This is a genomic window from Sphingomonas sp. GW821-FHT09E03, from assembly GCF_059416225.1.
Genome location: NZ_JBWKOS010000004.1, coordinates 404,523 through 420,605, shown reverse-complemented (window position 1 = coordinate 420,605; position 16,083 = coordinate 404,523). Strand labels below are relative to the sequence as shown.

Below are 16,083 nucleotides of genomic sequence, written 5' to 3'. Positions count from 1 at the left end.
ATCGCCAGTTTGTTCTAGCTGATCCGCCGCTGCCCCTGTGGTGAAATTGGTAGACGCGACCGACTCAAAATCGGTTGCCGCAAGGCGTGCTGGTTCAAGTCCGGCCAGGGGCACCAACCACCAATCTCAACGTGTCTCATCCCGTCCCGAAAGGGGCGGGATTTGTCTCGTTATACAGGTTGTTTGGCGTCTCAACCTGTCTCATATCGTCGCCATGCAGCGCAGTGGTTTTGGGGGCATTTTCGGGGCACCGGAATTTAGCGGTGGGGGCACCGGGTGCTGACGGATATAGCCTGCAAGCGGGCGAAGCCACAGGACAAGCCGTACAAGCTCACGGACGGGCGTGGCTTGTACCTTTACGTGACTCCGACAGGCTTCAAGAGCTGGCGTTGGAAGTACCGGATCGGCGGGAAAGAGAAGCGGCTGGTCTTCGGGGCCTATCCGGATCTGACGCCGGCCGATGCGCGGAGCATGCGCGAGGACGCGGCCCGCAAGTTGCGCGAGGGCGTGGATCCGTCCGTGGACAAGCTACAGCGTGCTGCGGCTCAAACGGCTCGGCTGGGTGCGACGTTCAAGACGATCGCCGACGACTGGATGGAGAGCCAGGCTCCGACCTGGTCCAAGGGGCACGCGCAGGTTGTGAAGGCGAGCCTTGTACGCGACGTGTTTCCGAAGCTCGGTCATTTGCCGATCGACTCGATCACGACGCCGATGGTGCTCGACGTCCTACGGCCGATCGAACAGCGGGGCGCAATCGAAACAGCTCATCGTGCTCGGCAGCGGATCTCCGATATCTACGCCAGAGCGATAGGCAGCGGCATAGTGGCGTCGGATCCTGCTGCGGTGGCTCAGCAAGCTCTTGCCCCGATCAGGCGCGGCAAGCAGCCGGCGGTTCGAACGGTAAAGGCGGCGCAGACCGTACTGCTCAAGGTGGAGGCGCAACCAGCTCACCCGCTTACGAAGCTGGCCTCGCGCATGCTGGCGCTAACGGCCGTCCGATCTGGAGTGCTCCGCATGGCGGAGCCTCGCGAATTCGAGGGGCTGGACGGCCAGGAACCGCTTTGGCGCATTCCGGCCGCGAAGATGAAGCTCGTCCTGGAGCAAAAGAACGATGCTGCATTCGACTTCGTGGTACCGCTATCCCGGCAGGCGGTCGAGGTCATCAAACTGGCGATCGAATTCTCGGGCAATGGACCGCTGATCTTCCGCAGTATTCGCCATCCGCGGCGCCCCTTGAGCGACGCCACGCTGAGCAAGGCTTACCGCGAAGCGGGATTCACCGGGCTTCATGTCCCGCACGGGTGGCGCTCGACCTTCTCGACCGTGATGAACGAGCTGGCCGGGGTCGAGAACAGGGTAGGGGACAGAGCGATCATCGACCTTATGCTGGCTCACGTGCCGGCCGGGGTGGAAGGAATCTACAATCGAGCCGCGTACATGCCTCGCCGGCGCGAGCTGGCGCAGGAATGGGCCGATATGCTGATCCAGGGGCTTCAGCCGGCAAGCGAACTCCTGACGGGGCTGCGGCAACACGGCTGACCGCGAAGGGAGACGTCGCATGATGGCGCGCTCCCTTCATCAGGTTGCCAGCGGCAAGCCTGCGCGCGAGCGCACCGGGCAGCCTGTTCGTCGCAATAGCCACAATGCGGGTGGAGCTGAGGTCGCGCTCTGGCGCGCGCACAACATGTTCCCAAAGAGCGAGCATAACGCCCGCATGAAAGCGCTGGAAGAGTTCGAGCGCGAGACCAAGCTGCCCGGCCGCCGAAACGGTGCGATCGGCGGCATCGGCCTGGAGGTCTACCGCTACCTGATGCGCCTGCGAGGCAAAAAGAACGGGCGCCTTGATCCGACGATCCGCTGGATTGCAGATGCGATCTCCCGCTCCCGCAGCGCGGTAGCGGCGGCGCTCGCGCGCCTCAAGGAGCACGGCTTTATCGATTGGATCCGGCGGTGCAGGCCGATCGAGACTGCCGAGCCTGACGAACAGCAGACCGAGCAGATCGCCAACGCGTATGTGCTGCAGGTGCCGACAACCGCAAAGGAGCGCGTTCGGCGCATGCTGCGGAAGCCGAGCGAGTTCGTTCGCGCTGTCGCCGAGAAGCTGGCTCGGCAGCGCAAGCTGGACACCTCGACCGTCGACGAAGTGATCGCCGAGGTCGCCAACCCCGAGCTGCGCGCCCTGCTCGAAAGGCTCCGCGTAACTGTTGATAGTGCAAATCCGCCGAGCGGACAGACAGAGGCCCTGTAAGAGATAAAGATAAAAGGAACGCCGTTGGCGTGCGCAGCTTGATGGTCTCACCAAGGTCCAACGGCTCGAAACCCACCCACACCAGCCCTCTACCGCGGCTGGTGAACGGGTCCGCTTGCGCGGCCCCGAGGCTCCCTAGGGGGGAGCGCGCAACTTCTGTGCCGCGTCATCGTGACCGGTGCGCCTGTTGGGGCGTCTAGCTGCATCAATCCGCATCATGCGGGACTGCGCGAAATGGCCATAGAAGCCACGGTTTTCAGCGGGTCTGCATCAGATCGCGACATTGCATCAAAAGCGAGCGAAAAAGAGGGCGGGCGAGGCGGGGGTCTCAGCGCGTTATTCGGGGTGGCAGCGGGGCAGGGCTGCCGCAGGGGATGACCAGCGTCGTCTCGCCGGTCAGCGGCCCCGCTGCGGGGGCGGGGTGAAGTAGTGGCGTTGGTGCATCTGGCGTTTCGCTTCCCGATCGCGGCCGACCTCATCAAGTAGCTCGACCGTCTGGCGTCGCGGCTCCAGCTCGTCATTCGGATATTGTCCGCCGGCGCGCAGATCAGCGACAATGGACTGCAGCACCGCCTGGCAACACGCCGCGCGGTTGGCAGCGTGAATCTGCCCGGCGTAGCGCCAGAACTCGACGAGCATGGCTCGGTCGCTGGCGTGCGGCAGCAGGCACCGCAGCGCGAGCTGCACATCATGCGCGTCGAAATGTGCGGCGTTGTCGATTATGTTTAGCGGACGGTAATTCTTAGGCGGTATCCCAAAACAAGCTGCTGTTTTACGGCGCTCTGCTTGACCTACGCTGCGTCGTTCAGTCGAGTGGGCAAGTAAGGCATTGGCCAGATGCGGACCATCTGATTAAGATGCTGTCCGCCGATCGTTGGCTCTGGGGTGACAGCTTAGTGGATCAGGAGACGGAGGGGGAGCCGCAGCTGTTTTTTAAGGTCAGCACTGCTCTTAAAAGGGTGATCGGGCGCGACCTAATCACGGACGATCTTGTCGCGGTTTTCGAGCTGGTAAAGAACGGCTTTGATGCAAAGGCGCAGCGGGTCGAGCTGGTGTTTGAGGACAGCCGGCTCTTCATCATCGATGACGGCAAGGGCATGTCGCTTGGCGATATCGAGCGCAAGTGGCTCTTCGTCGCCTACTCGGCAAAACAAGACGGGACGGAAGACGAGGGCTACCGCGACCGTATCGGCGCTAGCCGCACCTATGCCGGCAGCAAGGGCGTGGGACGGTTCTCGTGCGATCGGCTCGGCAGCTCCCTCAAGATGCAGACGCGCCGCTCTGGTGAGTCGGTGGAGGTGCTCGACGTAGATTGGGAGGACTTCGAACGCGACGCCAACGAGGAGTTCAAGGACGTGGGCATCGCACACAGCGAGGCAACGCAGTTCGAGCTTCCGGAGGGCGTTGACGTCCCGAAATCGGGGACAGTGCTTGAAATCAGCGGGCTGAGAGAACCCTGGGGCCGGGAAAAGCTACTACGGCTGCGGACCGCGTTGGCGAAGCTCATCAATCCCTTCGGGCACACCGACGATCACTTCGAGGTGACTATCCGCGCAAAGGGCGAGGAGGTGCAAGACGCGATCGAACGGCAGAACTGGGCCGGCGAGGGAACCGCAGTCTCCATTGTCAACGGCCCGATCGCCAACTTCATCTTTGACACGCTAAAGGACAAGACCACCCACCTCGAGGTTTGGCTGTCGGAAGATGGTAAGCAGCTCCATTCGGTCCTGACCGACCGGGGCTCGGTGATCTACGATATAAGGGAGCCGAACGAATTTCCGCTGCTGGTCGGATCGAGCTTCAGGTGCAATCTTTACTACCTGAACCGATCGGCCAAGGCGACCTTCGCGCGCCGGATGGGGATGCCGTCTACCCAGTTCGGATCAGTTTTTCTGTTTAAGAACGGGTTTCGCATATTTCCGATCGGCGAAATGGGCGTCGACACCTTCCGCATCGATCGGCGAAAGGCGCAGGGCTACAACCGCTTCCTCGGCACCCGCGACATCATCGGTCGCATCGACGTGAGCGGTTCGGACGAGGTGTTCCGGGAGTCGACCAGCCGCGACCAGGGGCTGATCGAAACGCCCGCTTACCAGCAGATGGACACCTGCTTCGACACGAAGTGCTTCCGCCGGCTCGAACGCTACGTGGTCGGCGTAAACTGGCAGGACCAGCTCGATCTGGACGTGGACGACACTTCTCGGCTCCAAGGCGACACCGCTGCCGCGCGCATCACGGCGATTGTCTCTCAGCTGGCCGGGACCGAAGGCGTCGAACTCGTCCGGTTCAACCACGACCTCGTGCGAATTCTGAACGAACGGTCGGCCGCCTTTAAGGAGACGTTGGCCGGTCTGGAGATCCTCGCGCGGAAGGCCGATGACCCGCAGCTGCTCGCGGACATTAGCGCAGCGGCGAAGCGCTTTGATGAGCTGCAGCGTGCGGAGGCCTCGGCGCGCGAGGCCTCCGACCGCGAGCGTGACGCCAGACGCGAGGCCGAACGAACGGCTGCCGAGGCCCAACTTCGCGCCGAGATCTCGACCGAGAAGCTGGAGGAGGAGCGCAAGCGCAACCTCTTCCTCACCTCCCTTTCCAGCCTGGATCGCGAAACCGTCGAGATCCTCCACCACCAGATCGTGATCCATGCAGCCGCGATCAACGAGATCATCAACGGCCAATTCGACCGCCTGCGCGATGGAGATATGCCAACAGCGGACGACCTCTTCTCGGTCTTGGAAAACATTTCTTTCCAGAACCGTAAGGTGCTGTCGATTGCACGATTCGCGACGAAGGCGAACTTCAGGCTTGAGTCCGAGGCGATCGACGCGGACATTGCCGGATACGTCGAAGATTATATCCGCGAGGTCGCGCCGATGTTCAGCGAGGCGGGCATCCGGATCGGCGTTTCGAGCAGCGCGGCAAGGCTCAATCGAAGGTTTAAGCCGATCGAGGTGGCGATCCTCGTCGACAACCTCGTCAGCAACGCGTCGCGAGCGGAAGCCACTGAGATCAACTTCATCGTCGAGCAGCCCAACCCTCGCGAGCTGTTGATTTCGGTGGACGACGACGGCTTGGGCTTTCCGGCCGCGCTCGATCTCGGCCGTATTTACGAGAAAGGCTTCACCACCTCAACCGGCTCGGGACTTGGACTGTACCACGTCGCGCAAATCCTCGACAATATGGGAGGATCGATAACAGCGGAACGTCGCGAAGGTGGCGCCCACTTTATCATCCGCATCAAGGGCTAGTTTTATGCAGCTCCAATACAACATCCTCTGGTTCGACGACCAGCCTGGGCCGATTAGCCCCTTCGTCGATCGCGTGAAGGGGATCATCTCTCGTCTCGGCTTTGAGGCCAAGATCGATCTCAGGATCGTCACTGCCGATTCCGGCGATCCGCTGTCGGCCTTGCCTACACAAGGTCTTGATCTTGTTTTAATGGACTGGAAGCTGGGCGGCGGACATGACGGGGCCGTTCTGGCGCGTCGGCTGCGCCAATCGTTCAGGCACACCGACGTCGTTTTCTACAGCTCGGAACATGCGAAGAAACTCCGCGAGCTGATTTTCAAACAAGACATCGATGGCGTGTTCTGCGTCAATCGCGAGCATTTAACCGACCGCGTGAACGGTATAATCCAGGGGCAGCTGCGCCGCATGCTGGACCTGAACCACATGCGCGGGCTGGTCATGGCCGCGACAAGCGACCTCGACATGGCGATAGTCGACTGCCTGGAGGTCGTTCAGCAGGTCCTGCACCCTGGCGACGGCGCCGCCGTCTTGGCTTCGGCGATTGCCAAGCGCGTTTCGGAGGGCCTGCGCAAGAAAGCCGACGAGATCGAAGGCCTGGGAAGAAGGGGAAAGCTCGCGAAGCTGCTGCGTGAGCCGTCCTTCGGCGCGTTCCTTCGGTGGGAGGTGCTGAAGGAGGAGGTCGCGAAGCTCGCCGACAGAGTGAGCGAGCGCCACTTCATCGAACATCTCGACAAGTACAATAACGAGGTGATCGGCCCACGTAACGATTTCGCTCATCGGAGGGCGGAGGTACGAGACGGCAAGCTCCTACTCGAGGGACGCGACCAGCCGCTTGACCAAGATTCGATGAAGGCCTTGCGCCTGCGCATCCTTGACCATTCGGACAACCTGCGCGGCCTCCTGGTGACGTTGCGGGAGCTTGCAACGGAAGTAGGCGAGGCAGCCCTCGCGGATCAGGTCGAAGCGGTAGAGGTGGCGGTCGAGGTCGCCGTCGAGGCTAGCCTGCCTCCCGCTCGGGACTGACAGCGCTGAGGCAGTGCTGTCTGATCCTGGTTCCCAGGATCTCGGCCAGAAGGGGGGGGACGGCGTTCGCCACCTGAGTGAAGCGCGGGACTTCCACGCGGCGCAGATGCCCTCCTGTGGTGTACTTCCCGCAGAACCTGAACCAGTCCGGAAACGTCTGAAGGCGGGCGTTCTCGCGAACGGTAAGCGTGCGTGGCTCACGATAGTGGAGCAGGTCGTCGGGCATGCTCGTGACGGTGGGGGCGGGCAAACTGGGATCAAGCACGCGGGTCGTCAGCTTACGGATGCCGAGTCGCTCCCGCATCTCTGCGCTGAGCTGCCTCGAACCGCGACCTTCTTCCCGACAGATCTCGATTATGTCGGCGAAGCGCTCGCGGACTGCGTGCGTATGCCGGGCCAGCCGCGTGTCACTGGGCGGCGCGTCGTATCCGTCGCGCATGGCGCGCTGAAAGGGCGTCGTCGGGCCGCGGTAGCCTACTGATTCGAAGCCGACGCTGTCGGGACAGGGCACCGTCTCGTTGCGTGACAACTCGAGGTCAGAGATCGCTTCACCGGCGCTGTTCAGCAGGCCTATGCCGTGACGCTGGGCGACGAGGGCGGCCGTGACTCGCAGGTCGTTCAGAGCGCCGGAGACGGCGCCGCTGTGTCTGCGCACGGCCACGAGGATGAAGCGGGGCCTGCTTTGCGGTACGCCGAAGTCGCTCGCCCGAAGGATTTCAGTCTCGACCTCATAGTTCTTGGACAGTCGACGCAGGAGCCGTGCGGCGGCGTTCTCCCTCCGCTGGCCGCCCGTGCCTGGTCGCGCCTGGAAGTCTAAGGTGAAGCCTCTGACGTTCTCAAGCAGGAGGATGGTGGGCTGTAGGATCTCGACCAGCTCGAGGTACCGCTCGACCATCGCGTTCCTGGGGTCGTCCGCCATGCGGCGGCCGGCGCTTGAAAAGCCCTGGCATGGTGGGCCTCCTGCGAGCATGTCGACCTTGCCCCGCAGGCGCGCCAGCTCATGCGCATGGTTGCGCAGCAAGTCCTCTACGGTCGTCGGTGCCTTTGGCAGCCAAGTGGGCCAGTCGAAGGGGTGTCGCGCGTCGGGCGAGAGGAAGTTCGTCGAGAGCGTCTCAAACGCGAAGGCGTCCTTCTCGACGGCGAACAGCCCGCGCCAGCCGGCGCGATGCAGGCCGAGGCTCAGGCCGCCGCAGCCGGCGAAGACGTCGACGTAGGTGGGAGCCTTTCCGCAGTTTGAGACGCGTGACTCCACCACTCTTTCCCCAGCCACCATTCAATCTTTCCAACTGCCGCCTGTGACTACTATCGACCTTCATCGCCCGCGCCAGGTTTATATTCTGTTGGCAAGGCCCCGCCGAGCCGAATTCGGCCGCGGTATCGCTGCTAGGCCATCTGCGCACCCGAAAGCGCCAAGGCTGATTCCCATCGAAATGTCGCCATTGAGATGCAGCCCGGCTGTGCTGCCGGGCTGCATCGCCGTTCAGAACGGCTGGTCGCTGATGATCAGCTCGGCCGCGCACTTGGCCTTGCCGGCGCTGACCGTGTAGGTGGTCTCCGCCTCGACCATGTGGAAGCGGCCGAACACCTCGCGCACGCCGGGCGTGTCGTTGATCGACAGCAGGAAGCGGCCCTTGATGCCGGCGAGCTGGTCGGCAAGGCGCTGGAAGTCGGCCCGGCCGAACACGTCCTGGCCATAGTCCGTCTCGCAACCCCAGTAGGGCGGGTCGAGGTAGAATAGCATCCCCGGCCGATCATAGCGGCGGATGAAATCGCCGAAGTCGAGCTGCTCGATGACCACTCCCGAAAGCCGGTCATGGATGTCGGCGAGCATGGGCTCGAGCGTGGTGACGTTGAATGTGGATCCCCGCTCGCGATGAACGCCGAAGTTGCGCCCATTGACCTTTCCGCCGAAGGCCAGCCGCTGCAGATAGAGGAACCGCACCGCGCGCTCGAGGTCGGTCAGCGTCTCCGGCCGTTGCGCCTTCAGCCGCTCGAACTCGGCGCGGCTGGCAACCCGGAAACGCAGCATGTCGAGGAAGTAGGCATAGTGCCGCTGCAGCACCCGGAAGAAGGTCGCGACGTCGCCGGAAGCGTCATTGATCACCTCGACGCGCGGCTGGGCGCGCCGGCGCAGGAACACGCCACCCATGCCGATGAACGGCTCAGCATAGCCGTCATGCGGGATCGACGCGATCAGCGGCACCAGACGCGAGGCCAGATTGCGCTTGCCACCGATATAGCCCGCCGCGGGTGCGACGGGCCGAACAGGATTGCTGGTGTACATGTTGGAAAAACTCGCCTTGTAGAGATCCCGCCCGGCGACATGCCGGGTGCGGGACGGCCGATGGCCATGGTCGTGGCGAGCTTCCCCTCGTCGGTGAGCCGGGCGGCAACCCAGCTTCCCCCGCCTGGCCGCTGCCAGGCGCGAAACTATTTGGCCGGCACGACGCGCGGCAGGAACTTGAGCGCTTCCATGCCGAGGCGCTCGTTGATCTCGAGGAACGCCGCCTGCAGCGGCTGGATCTCCAGCTCGAAGAACATAGCGGTGGCGTCGGTCGGGCTGCCGAACGCAGATCCTTGCGCCGGCACGATCCCGAGCAGCTGAGGCGGCACGCGGTGTGCTGCCATTACGTCGGCCTGGGTGGCGTTCTTGATGCCTAGAAATTCATCCTTTGCGCCGGCCTCGGCGATCGGCAGGATCTTGAGGCTGCCCTCCTTGCCGTTGGGCGCATGGACGAACAGGTTGCGGAAATTGCCCGGACCCTTCGACTGGCGCAGCGCCTCTTTCAGCTTCTCCGTGTCGTTGGTGTCGATATCGCCCGTGGCATAGAGGATGTAGCCGGCATGGCTGCCGTTCAGATAATATCGGCGCCGGAACAGCGTCGCCGCCTCGTTGAGCAGCGCGGCCTGCAGGGCGCTGAGATATTCCGGAACGCCGTAGATCTCCTGATTGACGTCGGGCTGCATGATCTGGACCACGCTGCCGGCGGGAAACTCAACCGCATCTGTCGCACCGGGCACCCACCAGAATTTGCCATCGACCACGCCGCGACGGGTGTAGCGGGTCATGGAATGGACCAGGCGTAGGGGCGCGCGGAAGGTGTTGCGCTTCACCTCAACATAGGCGGTGCCGAATACGAGATAGTCCTGGACCATCTTGCCGAACTCGGTGCGATTGATGATCGACGTCGGATCGAGCGACGCGACCAACAGGTTTCGCTTCAGCATGATCGCCGAACTATGGTGGGGCGAAACGCGGAAGGCGCGCGCCAGGCCGTCGAGTGGCAGCGGCGGTTCGTACCAGCGCTCGTTGTGCCAGCATTCCACCATGTCGATCAGCTGGCGGCCACCAAGCACCGGCTCAGGGTCGCCGAGCGCGAACGCCTCGCTCGAGCCGCGATTGTCGTTGGCGACGACGATCGCGCCGGACGACGCCTGGGCCGTTTCAGCTTGCGACATCCGCCGCGCCGCTCGCGCCTTGCTGGCCTTGCTCATTCGAAGATCTCCATGGTGGTCTTGGGCCGCTCCTGACCATCGAGCGGTTCGTTGATCATGATATGCATCGCTGCCCAGGCGAGGTCGGCATGGCCGACATCATCGGTGCGGCTGGCTTTGAAGGTGACCGCCCGGCCCGAAGTGGTCAGCGCCTTCTTGATCGACAGGAACGCCGACTGCAGGTCGATCCAGCCGCGATCGAACTCGATCCGCTGGCGCGCGAAGCTGTGCTGCGCCTTCATCACCATGGCGGTCTTGGTCTCAAGCGAATATTCGATCGCGACGACACCGCGGATCTTGTCGCGGAGCAGCTGGTAGACGGCTGCGCCCACGCCCTTCTTGTCGATGCCGAGGTAGGTGCAGTTGTAGCGTGCAAGCCGGGCCTTCACGAACTCAGCCTGCTCTTCGAAGTCACCCTTGATCTGATGGCGCTCGAGCAGCTTGAATTTGCCCGTTGGCCCGCTCGGGGGCAGCGCGATTACCAGCGCGGCATTGTCGCCGTCCTGGCTTTCCTGCGGGTCATAGCCGGCCCAGACCGGCTGGTCGCCCACCGGGCGCGCTGCGAGCGGGTTGAACCAGGTCCAATCCTCCATCGCGTCGACGGTGCAGCGCTGGATCTCGTTGAACTTGAAGGCCGAGAGCGTGTCGTCGACGAACTGGCAGCCGTAGAGGTTGGCATATTCGTCGGGGGCGTTCTCGTCGCGTATCTCGGCCAGGTCGAACAGGTCGCAACCCTGCTCGGCCGCATCCTCCAGCGTCAGCATGTGACGCCAGACCCGATCGTCGCCGAGATTGCCGCTCTTCAGCGTCTCATAGCTGACGTCGATCTTGACCTGGTCAGCCTTCTTCCGGCGCCGGTTAAAGGAGGACCCGGTCCAAAGGCCGTAGGCCTGATGCGCGATGCTCGATGGCGTCGAAAGGTAGGTCTTGCGCCAGTGCTTGTGGCTGGCCATCGCCTTGGCGACCTTGTTCAGCTCGTCGAAGCCGAAGGTCCAGAAGAACTCGTCGAAATAGAAGTTGCCGGTGTAACCCTGCGCGGTGCGCGCGTTGGTGCCGAGGAAGATCAGCTCGGCGGTGGGCTTGTCGTCGGGCAGCAGCTCCGACGACACGACAATTGGATCGCCCTTGAGCTTGACGCCGACGCGCGCGGCAAAGGCGATGATATACTTCTTGAAGACGTGCGCCTGATTTTTGGACGCCGACAGGAAGATCTGGTTGCCGCCACCCCCGAGTGCGTCGAGCAGCGCCTCGCGCGCGAAGTAGAATGTCGCCCCGATCTGCCGCGATTTGAGCAGCATGCGGGTGCGCTGGTGCCGGTTGGCGTACCACAGCTCGTTGTATTCGAAGTTCTCCCGGTGGAAAATCTCCTTGAGCTGGTCGATCTGCTCGGCGGTGAAGTGGTTCGGCGGAGCCTTGTCCTTCTTCGGCCCCGCGTTTCGGTTCGCCACCTTGTCGTTGAGATCGCCCTCGTGCCCGCCCGGCGCCTCGTAGCGGCGGATCTTGGCGGTCGCGACAACGCCGCGCAGCAGCGCGTCCAGCTCCTTGAACTCGGCGCCGCCCTTCTTGTCTTTCCAGATCAGGGTGTTGAGCCGGCCTTCCAGGCTGTCTTCGATTTTGTCGAGACAGGAAGCATCATCCCACCGGCCGCGCTGTTTCCAGCTCTCGATCGTCGCGCGCGCATAGGCCTTGCCGGTCTCGTCATTGGCATAGCCCATCTGGCCAAGCTCGTCGGCGATTTGGGTGACGCCCCAGCCGCGCCAGTACAGGCTGCGCGCCATCCGCTGCGCCGTCACCGGAAGCGGGAACGTCGCGGCAGGCAGGGTCATGTCGGTATCGGGCGCAACCTTGGTCATCGCCGGCGAGCCTAGCCATGGCTCAACCCCGGCTGCGCCGGGCTGCCCTTGTAGAGAGGGTTTCTACAAGACGGCTCGCTTGAGAAGCTGCCCCTAATCGGTCCCTGTGCGGGTTCTAGAGCGGCCGACGCCGCGAGCCAGTATTCGAACCGAGGACCGCAGCGCCATGGGCACCAAGAGCAAGCTTTTCCGTGCTTTCGTCGAGGGCAACACGATCAGCGACGGCCGCAAGATCACGGCCGAGATGATCGACCAGGTCGTCGAGACCTTCAACGTCGAGACCTATTCGCCGCGGATCAATATCGAGCACGTCTCGGGCTACAGCCCCGAGCCGCCCTTCAACGGCTATGGCACCGTGATCGCGGTCGAGGCGAAGACCGACGAGTTCACGATCGACGGCAAGAAGGAGCAGCGCCGCGCGCTCTACTGCCAGGTCGATGGCAACGATCAGCTGGTGGCGCTCGCCGCCAAGGATCAGAAGCCGTTCCCCTCGGTCGAGCTGACCGACAGCTATGCCGGCATCGGCAAGGTCGGCCTGATCGGTCTAGCGTTCACCGACACGCCTGCCAGCATCGGCACTCAGGCGCTCAAGTTCTCGCGCACCGCGCCCGGCAGCGTGTTCGCGCCAAGCACCGAGTCGGTGAAGATCGAATTCGAGGCCGCGCCGGCAGAACCGACCGGCGTCGCCGATGCGATCGTCGCGGGCTTCTCGCGGGTCGCTGCGATGTTCAAGCCGCAGGCACCCGAGCCGAAGGTAGAAGAGCCGAAGGAGCCGGCGAACGACAATGATCGGTTCGCCAGCGCCATTACCGCGCTCGGCAACACCATGGCCGCGGCGCTCAAGCCGGTGACCGACGCCCACGCCGCGCTCGACGCCCGCTTCACCACGCTCGAGGGCAAGCTAGCCACCACCGAGACGCCAAACGGCTTCTCCCGCTCGCCCGCCCCCGGTGGATCCGTCGACGCGAAGTTCGCGACCGACTGCTGATCCTCGCTGCAGCCCACACGCCTCTCACGCCCGGAGCCTTCCATGCAGACCCGTACCCGCCTCATGTTCAATTCCTATGTCGGTCAGCTCGCCCAGCTGAACGCGCTGGATCCCTCGCTGACCGTCATCCCCGGCGAGCTGAAGCAGTTCGCCGTGGCACCGGTCATCGAGCAGCGCCTGCAGGCCAAGCTGCAGCTGACCAGCGACTTCATGAGCCGCATCAACGTGGTGCCGGTCGCCGCCCAGCAGGGTGATCGCGTCGGCGTCGGCGTCGGCCGCTCGCTCGCCAGCCGCACCAACACCGCCGGTGGCCACCGCCGCAATCCCACCGATCCGACGTCGGCCGACAAGATCGATCAGTATTTCTGCAAGAAGACCGATTACGATTACGCCTGGGGCTACACGCTGCTCGACGCCTGGTCGCATCGCCCCGAATTCCAGCAGCTCGTCCGCGATGCCGTGCTGATCCAGAAGGCGGAAGACGTCATCACCATCGGTTTCAACGGCGTCGATGCCGCGGTCGAAACCGACCGTGATACCCATCCGCTGCTCCAGGACGTCAATTGGGGCTGGCTCTACAAGATGCGGCAGAACGCGCCGTCGCGCGTGATGAGCCACGGCACCAAGGACGACGCCAAGGTCTACGTCTCGGACGACGGCACCGCCGATTATGTCAACCTCGACGCGCTGGTGTTCGATGCGATCGGCAACCTGCTCCATGAGCGCTTCCGCACCGCGACCGACCTGGTCGTGATCGTCGGATCGGACCTCGTCCAGGAGAAGTATTTCAAGATCGTCTCGGAGGCCGGCGACAAGGCAACCGAGCAGGTCGCGCGCGACGTCATCCTGTCGAGCCGGCAGCTCGGCGGCAAGCCCACCATGCAGGTGCCGTTCTTCCCGGCCAACGCCATCATGATCACCAGCCTCAAGAACCTGTCCTACTATTGGCAGACGGGCTCCGCGCGCCGCGCGGTGAAGGATGAGCCCGAATACGACCGGATCGCCAACTACGAGAGCATCAACGACGCTTTCATGGTCGAGGAATACGGCAAGGCCTGCCTCATCGAGAACATCCAGCTTGGGCCGAAGGCGGCTTAACCGCCGTCTCGCCCTCCGTTCTGCCCGCCTTTTTCACCTGGAAACGATCATGAGCCCTGCTCGCCTTCATCGGGAACGCCTTGCCGCAGCTGCGGCCATGCCTGGCCCGTCCAAGATCGTCGCCGGCGAGAAGGGCGGGCAACCCTCTCTGCCCGAGATCACGCCCGCCCTCGAGCACCGGCTCACCACCGCTATTGCCGCAGCCGCTGCCAGCGGCAGCCCGGCCGGCGAGCTGGCGTCCGGCGTGGATCCTGCCGTCGCGCAGATCATGCTGCGCCTGACCCATGACCAGCGTCGGCTGAAAGAGATCAAGGCACGCGACCTCAAGATCGCCGCCAAGCGCGAGATGCTGCCCGATTATCGCGCCTGGTGCGATCTGCAGCTCGAGGCGGGCCGTGCGGTCGAGGGGCACGAGCTGCCATCGAACGGCGCCGACGACGTGCTGCCGACGATGATGGTTTGGTCGATCGACGTCGCTGATTGGCCGCGCGCGCTCGATCTGGCCGAGCATGTGCTCCGCTTCCACATCCCGCTTCCCTCCCGCTATCAGCGATCGGCCGCGGATCTGATCGTTGAAGAGATCGCCGACACCGCCATCGCCGCCCAGGTCGCCGGCGACGTGTTCCCGATCGACGTGCTCGAGGCCGTCGAGGCACTCACCGCCGATGACGACATCTTCGACGAGATTCGCGCCAAGCTGATGAAGGCGATCGGCGCCGAGCTGGCGCGCGCGGTCGACGACAGCGAATCCGGCAACCCGGACGTCGCCGCAGCAGCGGAGCGCGCCCTGGTGCCCCTGCGCCGCGCGCAGGCATTGAACCCGCGCGCGGGTGCGAAGGACAAGATCCGGCGCATGGAGCGCGCCATCCTGCAGGCCGCGACCGCCCGCGTGATCGGCCGCGCGACCGAGATGGGGGGCACGCCCGCCGAGGTCGGCACCTGGTTCAGCAGCTTCGTCGATCCTTCCTTCGGCAAGACGCCCAAGCAGCTCGTCATCGACGGGCGCGCCGACGAGGTGATCGAGCTGCTCAACGCCGTGGACAGCGGCGCCAACGATTAAGGCCGGCGCTCCGCCGGTCGCATAGCTCGCCCCCGGCGCTCGGGGGCAGATCGCGCGAGATGGGAGAGCCCTCCGGGGCTGAGGGCCATCGTTCGACCGATCTCCACCCCCGAAAACCGGGCGAGCGAGACAGGACGAACCTCATGCTGCGCGATCTCATCTTCCTCATCCTCGCCCTGATGCTGATCGGCAGCGGGTCCTGGTTGGCGCTTGCGGGTATGCTCCTCGCCGTCTTCCCCAATGGCGTTGTGTTCGCCGACCTTGGCGCGCCCGCAGCGCTCGATCGGCACCCGCGCTGGGTCATTGCTGCGGCGGTGCTGATCGGCCTGATCTTCTTCCTGATGGGTGCGAACATCGCCGCCCGGATCGTCGCGTGAGCGGCTTCAGCTGCCCTCCCACGCTTGCACCCGCGCCGGCCTCCCCGGCCGAGCAGATCATCGTCAACGATGGCTGGTTTCCCGATGTCGACCCGGCCGCCCAGCGGCTCGCCCTGCGCCTCAAGGATGGCATCACGGCCGAGCGCCTGCGCCGGGCGCTGATCGGCGCGGTGATCACCGTCGGCAATCAGCTCGTCGTTTGGCAGATGGCGCATCGGCTGACCGGCCATGCCAGCCTTGCCGCGGTTCCCTCGATCAAAATCGACGGCACCAGCCGCCTGGTGCTGCTCTACGAGCGCGCGATCGGCAGCTATGCCAAGGCGGAGCTGGTCGAGACCTATCGCGACGTCGACCTGACCGGCACCGGCCAGCGCAAGGCCGAAGAGGTCGAGCCCGCAATCGGCGAGCTGCGCCGCGATGGCATCCACGCCATCCGCGATATGCTCGGCACTACCCGCACCAACGTCGAGCTGATCTGATGGCCGATGTCATCACCGCGCGCCAGGGCGACACGCTCGACGAGCTGATCTGGCGCGAGCGCACGCTCGGCGCGGCCGACCTTGCCCGCGTGCTCGAGCTGAACCCCGGCGTCGCAGATCTCGGCCCGGTGCTGCCGATCGGCACCCCCGTGATCGTGCCGGCGAGCACCACGCCGGCGGTGACGGCGCTTCCCCTCATCCAGCTCTGGGATTGAC

15 protein-coding genes and 1 tRNA gene are annotated in these 16,083 nt (G+C 64.1%); 11 read left to right on the top strand and 5 right to left on the bottom strand.

All coding sequences use genetic code 11. From position 1 onward, the window contains the following. The first annotated feature begins 31 nt into the window (after positions 1-31). The 3 genes from AC07M8_RS12415 to AC07M8_RS12405 all read left to right on the top strand — a co-directional run bounded on the left by AC07M8_RS12415 (position 32) and on the right by AC07M8_RS12405 (position 2,248). A tRNA-Leu gene (locus AC07M8_RS12415) sits at positions 32-116 on the top strand. Positions 117-276: 160 nt separating this feature from the next. After that, positions 277-1,539 carry a tyrosine-type recombinase/integrase gene (locus AC07M8_RS12410; protein WP_495174626.1) on the top strand — a complete coding sequence of 421 codons (1,263 nt, stop codon included), beginning with the start codon at positions 277-279 and terminating at the stop codon, positions 1,537-1,539. Positions 1,540-1,558: 19 nt separating this feature from the next. Next, the gene (locus AC07M8_RS12405; protein WP_495174625.1) at positions 1,559-2,248 is read left to right on the top strand and encodes a hypothetical protein; all 690 of its coding nucleotides are present in this window, start codon (positions 1,559-1,561) and stop codon (positions 2,246-2,248) included. Between the two features lie 396 nt (positions 2,249-2,644). Here the strand turns inward: AC07M8_RS12405 and AC07M8_RS12400 are convergent, their stop codons facing one another. Next, the gene (locus AC07M8_RS12400; protein WP_495174624.1) at positions 2,645-2,935 is read right to left on the bottom strand and encodes a hypothetical protein; all 291 of its coding nucleotides are present in this window, start codon (positions 2,933-2,935) and stop codon (positions 2,645-2,647) included. A 170-nt stretch (positions 2,936-3,105) separates the two neighbouring features. Between AC07M8_RS12400 and AC07M8_RS12395 the strand changes: the two genes are divergently transcribed. Beyond that, positions 3,106-5,493 (top strand): sensor histidine kinase, encoded by a 2,388-nt coding sequence (locus tag AC07M8_RS12395; RefSeq protein ID WP_495174623.1) that lies wholly within the window; start codon positions 3,106-3,108, stop codon positions 5,491-5,493. A 4-nt stretch (positions 5,494-5,497) separates the two neighbouring features. Beyond that, a complete protein-coding gene (locus AC07M8_RS12390; RefSeq protein WP_495174622.1) occupies positions 5,498-6,517 on the top strand; it encodes a response regulator in 1,020 nt (339 codons plus the stop codon). On the opposite strand, the gene AC07M8_RS12385 is transcribed toward AC07M8_RS12390, so the two are convergent. From AC07M8_RS12385 to AC07M8_RS12370, 4 genes are all read right to left on the bottom strand, one after another. Beyond that, positions 6,492-7,769, bottom strand: a complete 1,278-nt coding sequence (locus AC07M8_RS12385; protein WP_495174621.1) for a DNA cytosine methyltransferase — start codon at positions 7,767-7,769, stop codon at positions 6,492-6,494. The genes AC07M8_RS12390 and AC07M8_RS12385 overlap by 26 nt on opposite strands. Before the next feature lie 228 nt (positions 7,770-7,997). Then, on the bottom strand, positions 7,998-8,801 hold the full coding sequence (locus AC07M8_RS12380) for a DNA adenine methylase (RefSeq protein WP_495174620.1): 804 nt from the start codon (positions 8,799-8,801) through the stop codon (positions 7,998-8,000). Positions 8,802-8,947: 146 nt separating this feature from the next. Further along, a complete protein-coding gene (locus AC07M8_RS12375) occupies positions 8,948-10,012 on the bottom strand; it encodes a phage portal protein (RefSeq protein ID WP_495174619.1) in 1,065 nt (354 codons plus the stop codon). Beyond that, positions 10,009-11,865, bottom strand: a complete 1,857-nt coding sequence (locus AC07M8_RS12370) for a terminase large subunit domain-containing protein (RefSeq protein WP_495174618.1) — start codon at positions 11,863-11,865, stop codon at positions 10,009-10,011. The genes AC07M8_RS12375 and AC07M8_RS12370 overlap by 4 nt, the downstream gene beginning before the upstream one ends. 166 nt (positions 11,866-12,031) lie before the next feature. On the opposite strand from AC07M8_RS12370, the gene AC07M8_RS12365 reads away from it, so the two are divergent. From AC07M8_RS12365 to AC07M8_RS12340, 6 genes are all read left to right on the top strand, one after another. After that, on the top strand, positions 12,032-12,853 hold the full coding sequence (locus AC07M8_RS12365; RefSeq protein ID WP_495174617.1) for a GPO family capsid scaffolding protein: 822 nt from the start codon (positions 12,032-12,034) through the stop codon (positions 12,851-12,853). A gap of 42 nt (positions 12,854-12,895) precedes the next feature. Beyond that, complete coding sequence (locus tag AC07M8_RS12360) at positions 12,896-13,951, top strand: phage major capsid protein, P2 family (protein WP_495174616.1); 1,056 nt, start codon at positions 12,896-12,898, stop codon at positions 13,949-13,951. Between the two features lie 97 nt (positions 13,952-14,048). After that, complete coding sequence (gpM, locus tag AC07M8_RS12355) at positions 14,049-15,011, top strand: phage terminase small subunit (RefSeq protein WP_495174615.1); 963 nt, start codon at positions 14,049-14,051, stop codon at positions 15,009-15,011. A 143-nt stretch (positions 15,012-15,154) separates the two neighbouring features. Further along, the gene (locus AC07M8_RS12350) at positions 15,155-15,388 is read left to right on the top strand and encodes a hypothetical protein (protein WP_495174614.1); all 234 of its coding nucleotides are present in this window, start codon (positions 15,155-15,157) and stop codon (positions 15,386-15,388) included. Next, positions 15,385-15,867, top strand: a complete 483-nt coding sequence (locus AC07M8_RS12345) for a head completion/stabilization protein (RefSeq protein WP_495174613.1) — start codon at positions 15,385-15,387, stop codon at positions 15,865-15,867. The genes AC07M8_RS12350 and AC07M8_RS12345 overlap by 4 nt, the downstream gene beginning before the upstream one ends. Then, on the top strand, positions 15,867-16,082 hold the full coding sequence (locus tag AC07M8_RS12340; RefSeq protein ID WP_495174612.1) for a tail protein X: 216 nt from the start codon (positions 15,867-15,869) through the stop codon (positions 16,080-16,082). The genes AC07M8_RS12345 and AC07M8_RS12340 overlap by 1 nt, the downstream gene beginning before the upstream one ends. Position 16,083: the final 1 nt, after the last annotated feature.

What these genes read in the sequence shown, in the direction of transcription:
- AC07M8_RS12375 (WP_495174619.1), bottom strand. Translation starts at nt 10,012, where the DNA reads ATGAGCAAGGCCAGCAAGGCGCGAGCGGCGCGGCGGATGTCGCAAGCT.
- AC07M8_RS12360 (WP_495174616.1), top strand. Translation starts at nt 12,896, where the DNA reads ATGCAGACCCGTACCCGCCTCATGTTCAATTCCTATGTCGGTCAGCTC.
- AC07M8_RS12380 (WP_495174620.1), bottom strand. Translation starts at nt 8,801, where the DNA reads ATGTACACCAGCAATCCTGTTCGGCCCGTCGCACCCGCGGCGGGCTAT.
- AC07M8_RS12340 (WP_495174612.1), top strand. Translation starts at nt 15,867, where the DNA reads ATGGCCGATGTCATCACCGCGCGCCAGGGCGACACGCTCGACGAGCTG.
- AC07M8_RS12405 (WP_495174625.1), top strand. Translation starts at nt 1,559, where the DNA reads ATGATGGCGCGCTCCCTTCATCAGGTTGCCAGCGGCAAGCCTGCGCGC.
- AC07M8_RS12395 (WP_495174623.1), top strand. Translation starts at nt 3,106, where the DNA reads ATGCTGTCCGCCGATCGTTGGCTCTGGGGTGACAGCTTAGTGGATCAG.
- AC07M8_RS12365 (WP_495174617.1), top strand. Translation starts at nt 12,032, where the DNA reads ATGGGCACCAAGAGCAAGCTTTTCCGTGCTTTCGTCGAGGGCAACACG.
- AC07M8_RS12370 (WP_495174618.1), bottom strand. Translation starts at nt 11,865, where the DNA reads ATGACCAAGGTTGCGCCCGATACCGACATGACCCTGCCTGCCGCGACG.
- AC07M8_RS12350 (WP_495174614.1), top strand. Translation starts at nt 15,155, where the DNA reads ATGCTGCGCGATCTCATCTTCCTCATCCTCGCCCTGATGCTGATCGGC.
- AC07M8_RS12390 (WP_495174622.1), top strand. Translation starts at nt 5,498, where the DNA reads ATGCAGCTCCAATACAACATCCTCTGGTTCGACGACCAGCCTGGGCCG.
- gpM (WP_495174615.1), top strand. Translation starts at nt 14,049, where the DNA reads ATGCCTGGCCCGTCCAAGATCGTCGCCGGCGAGAAGGGCGGGCAACCC.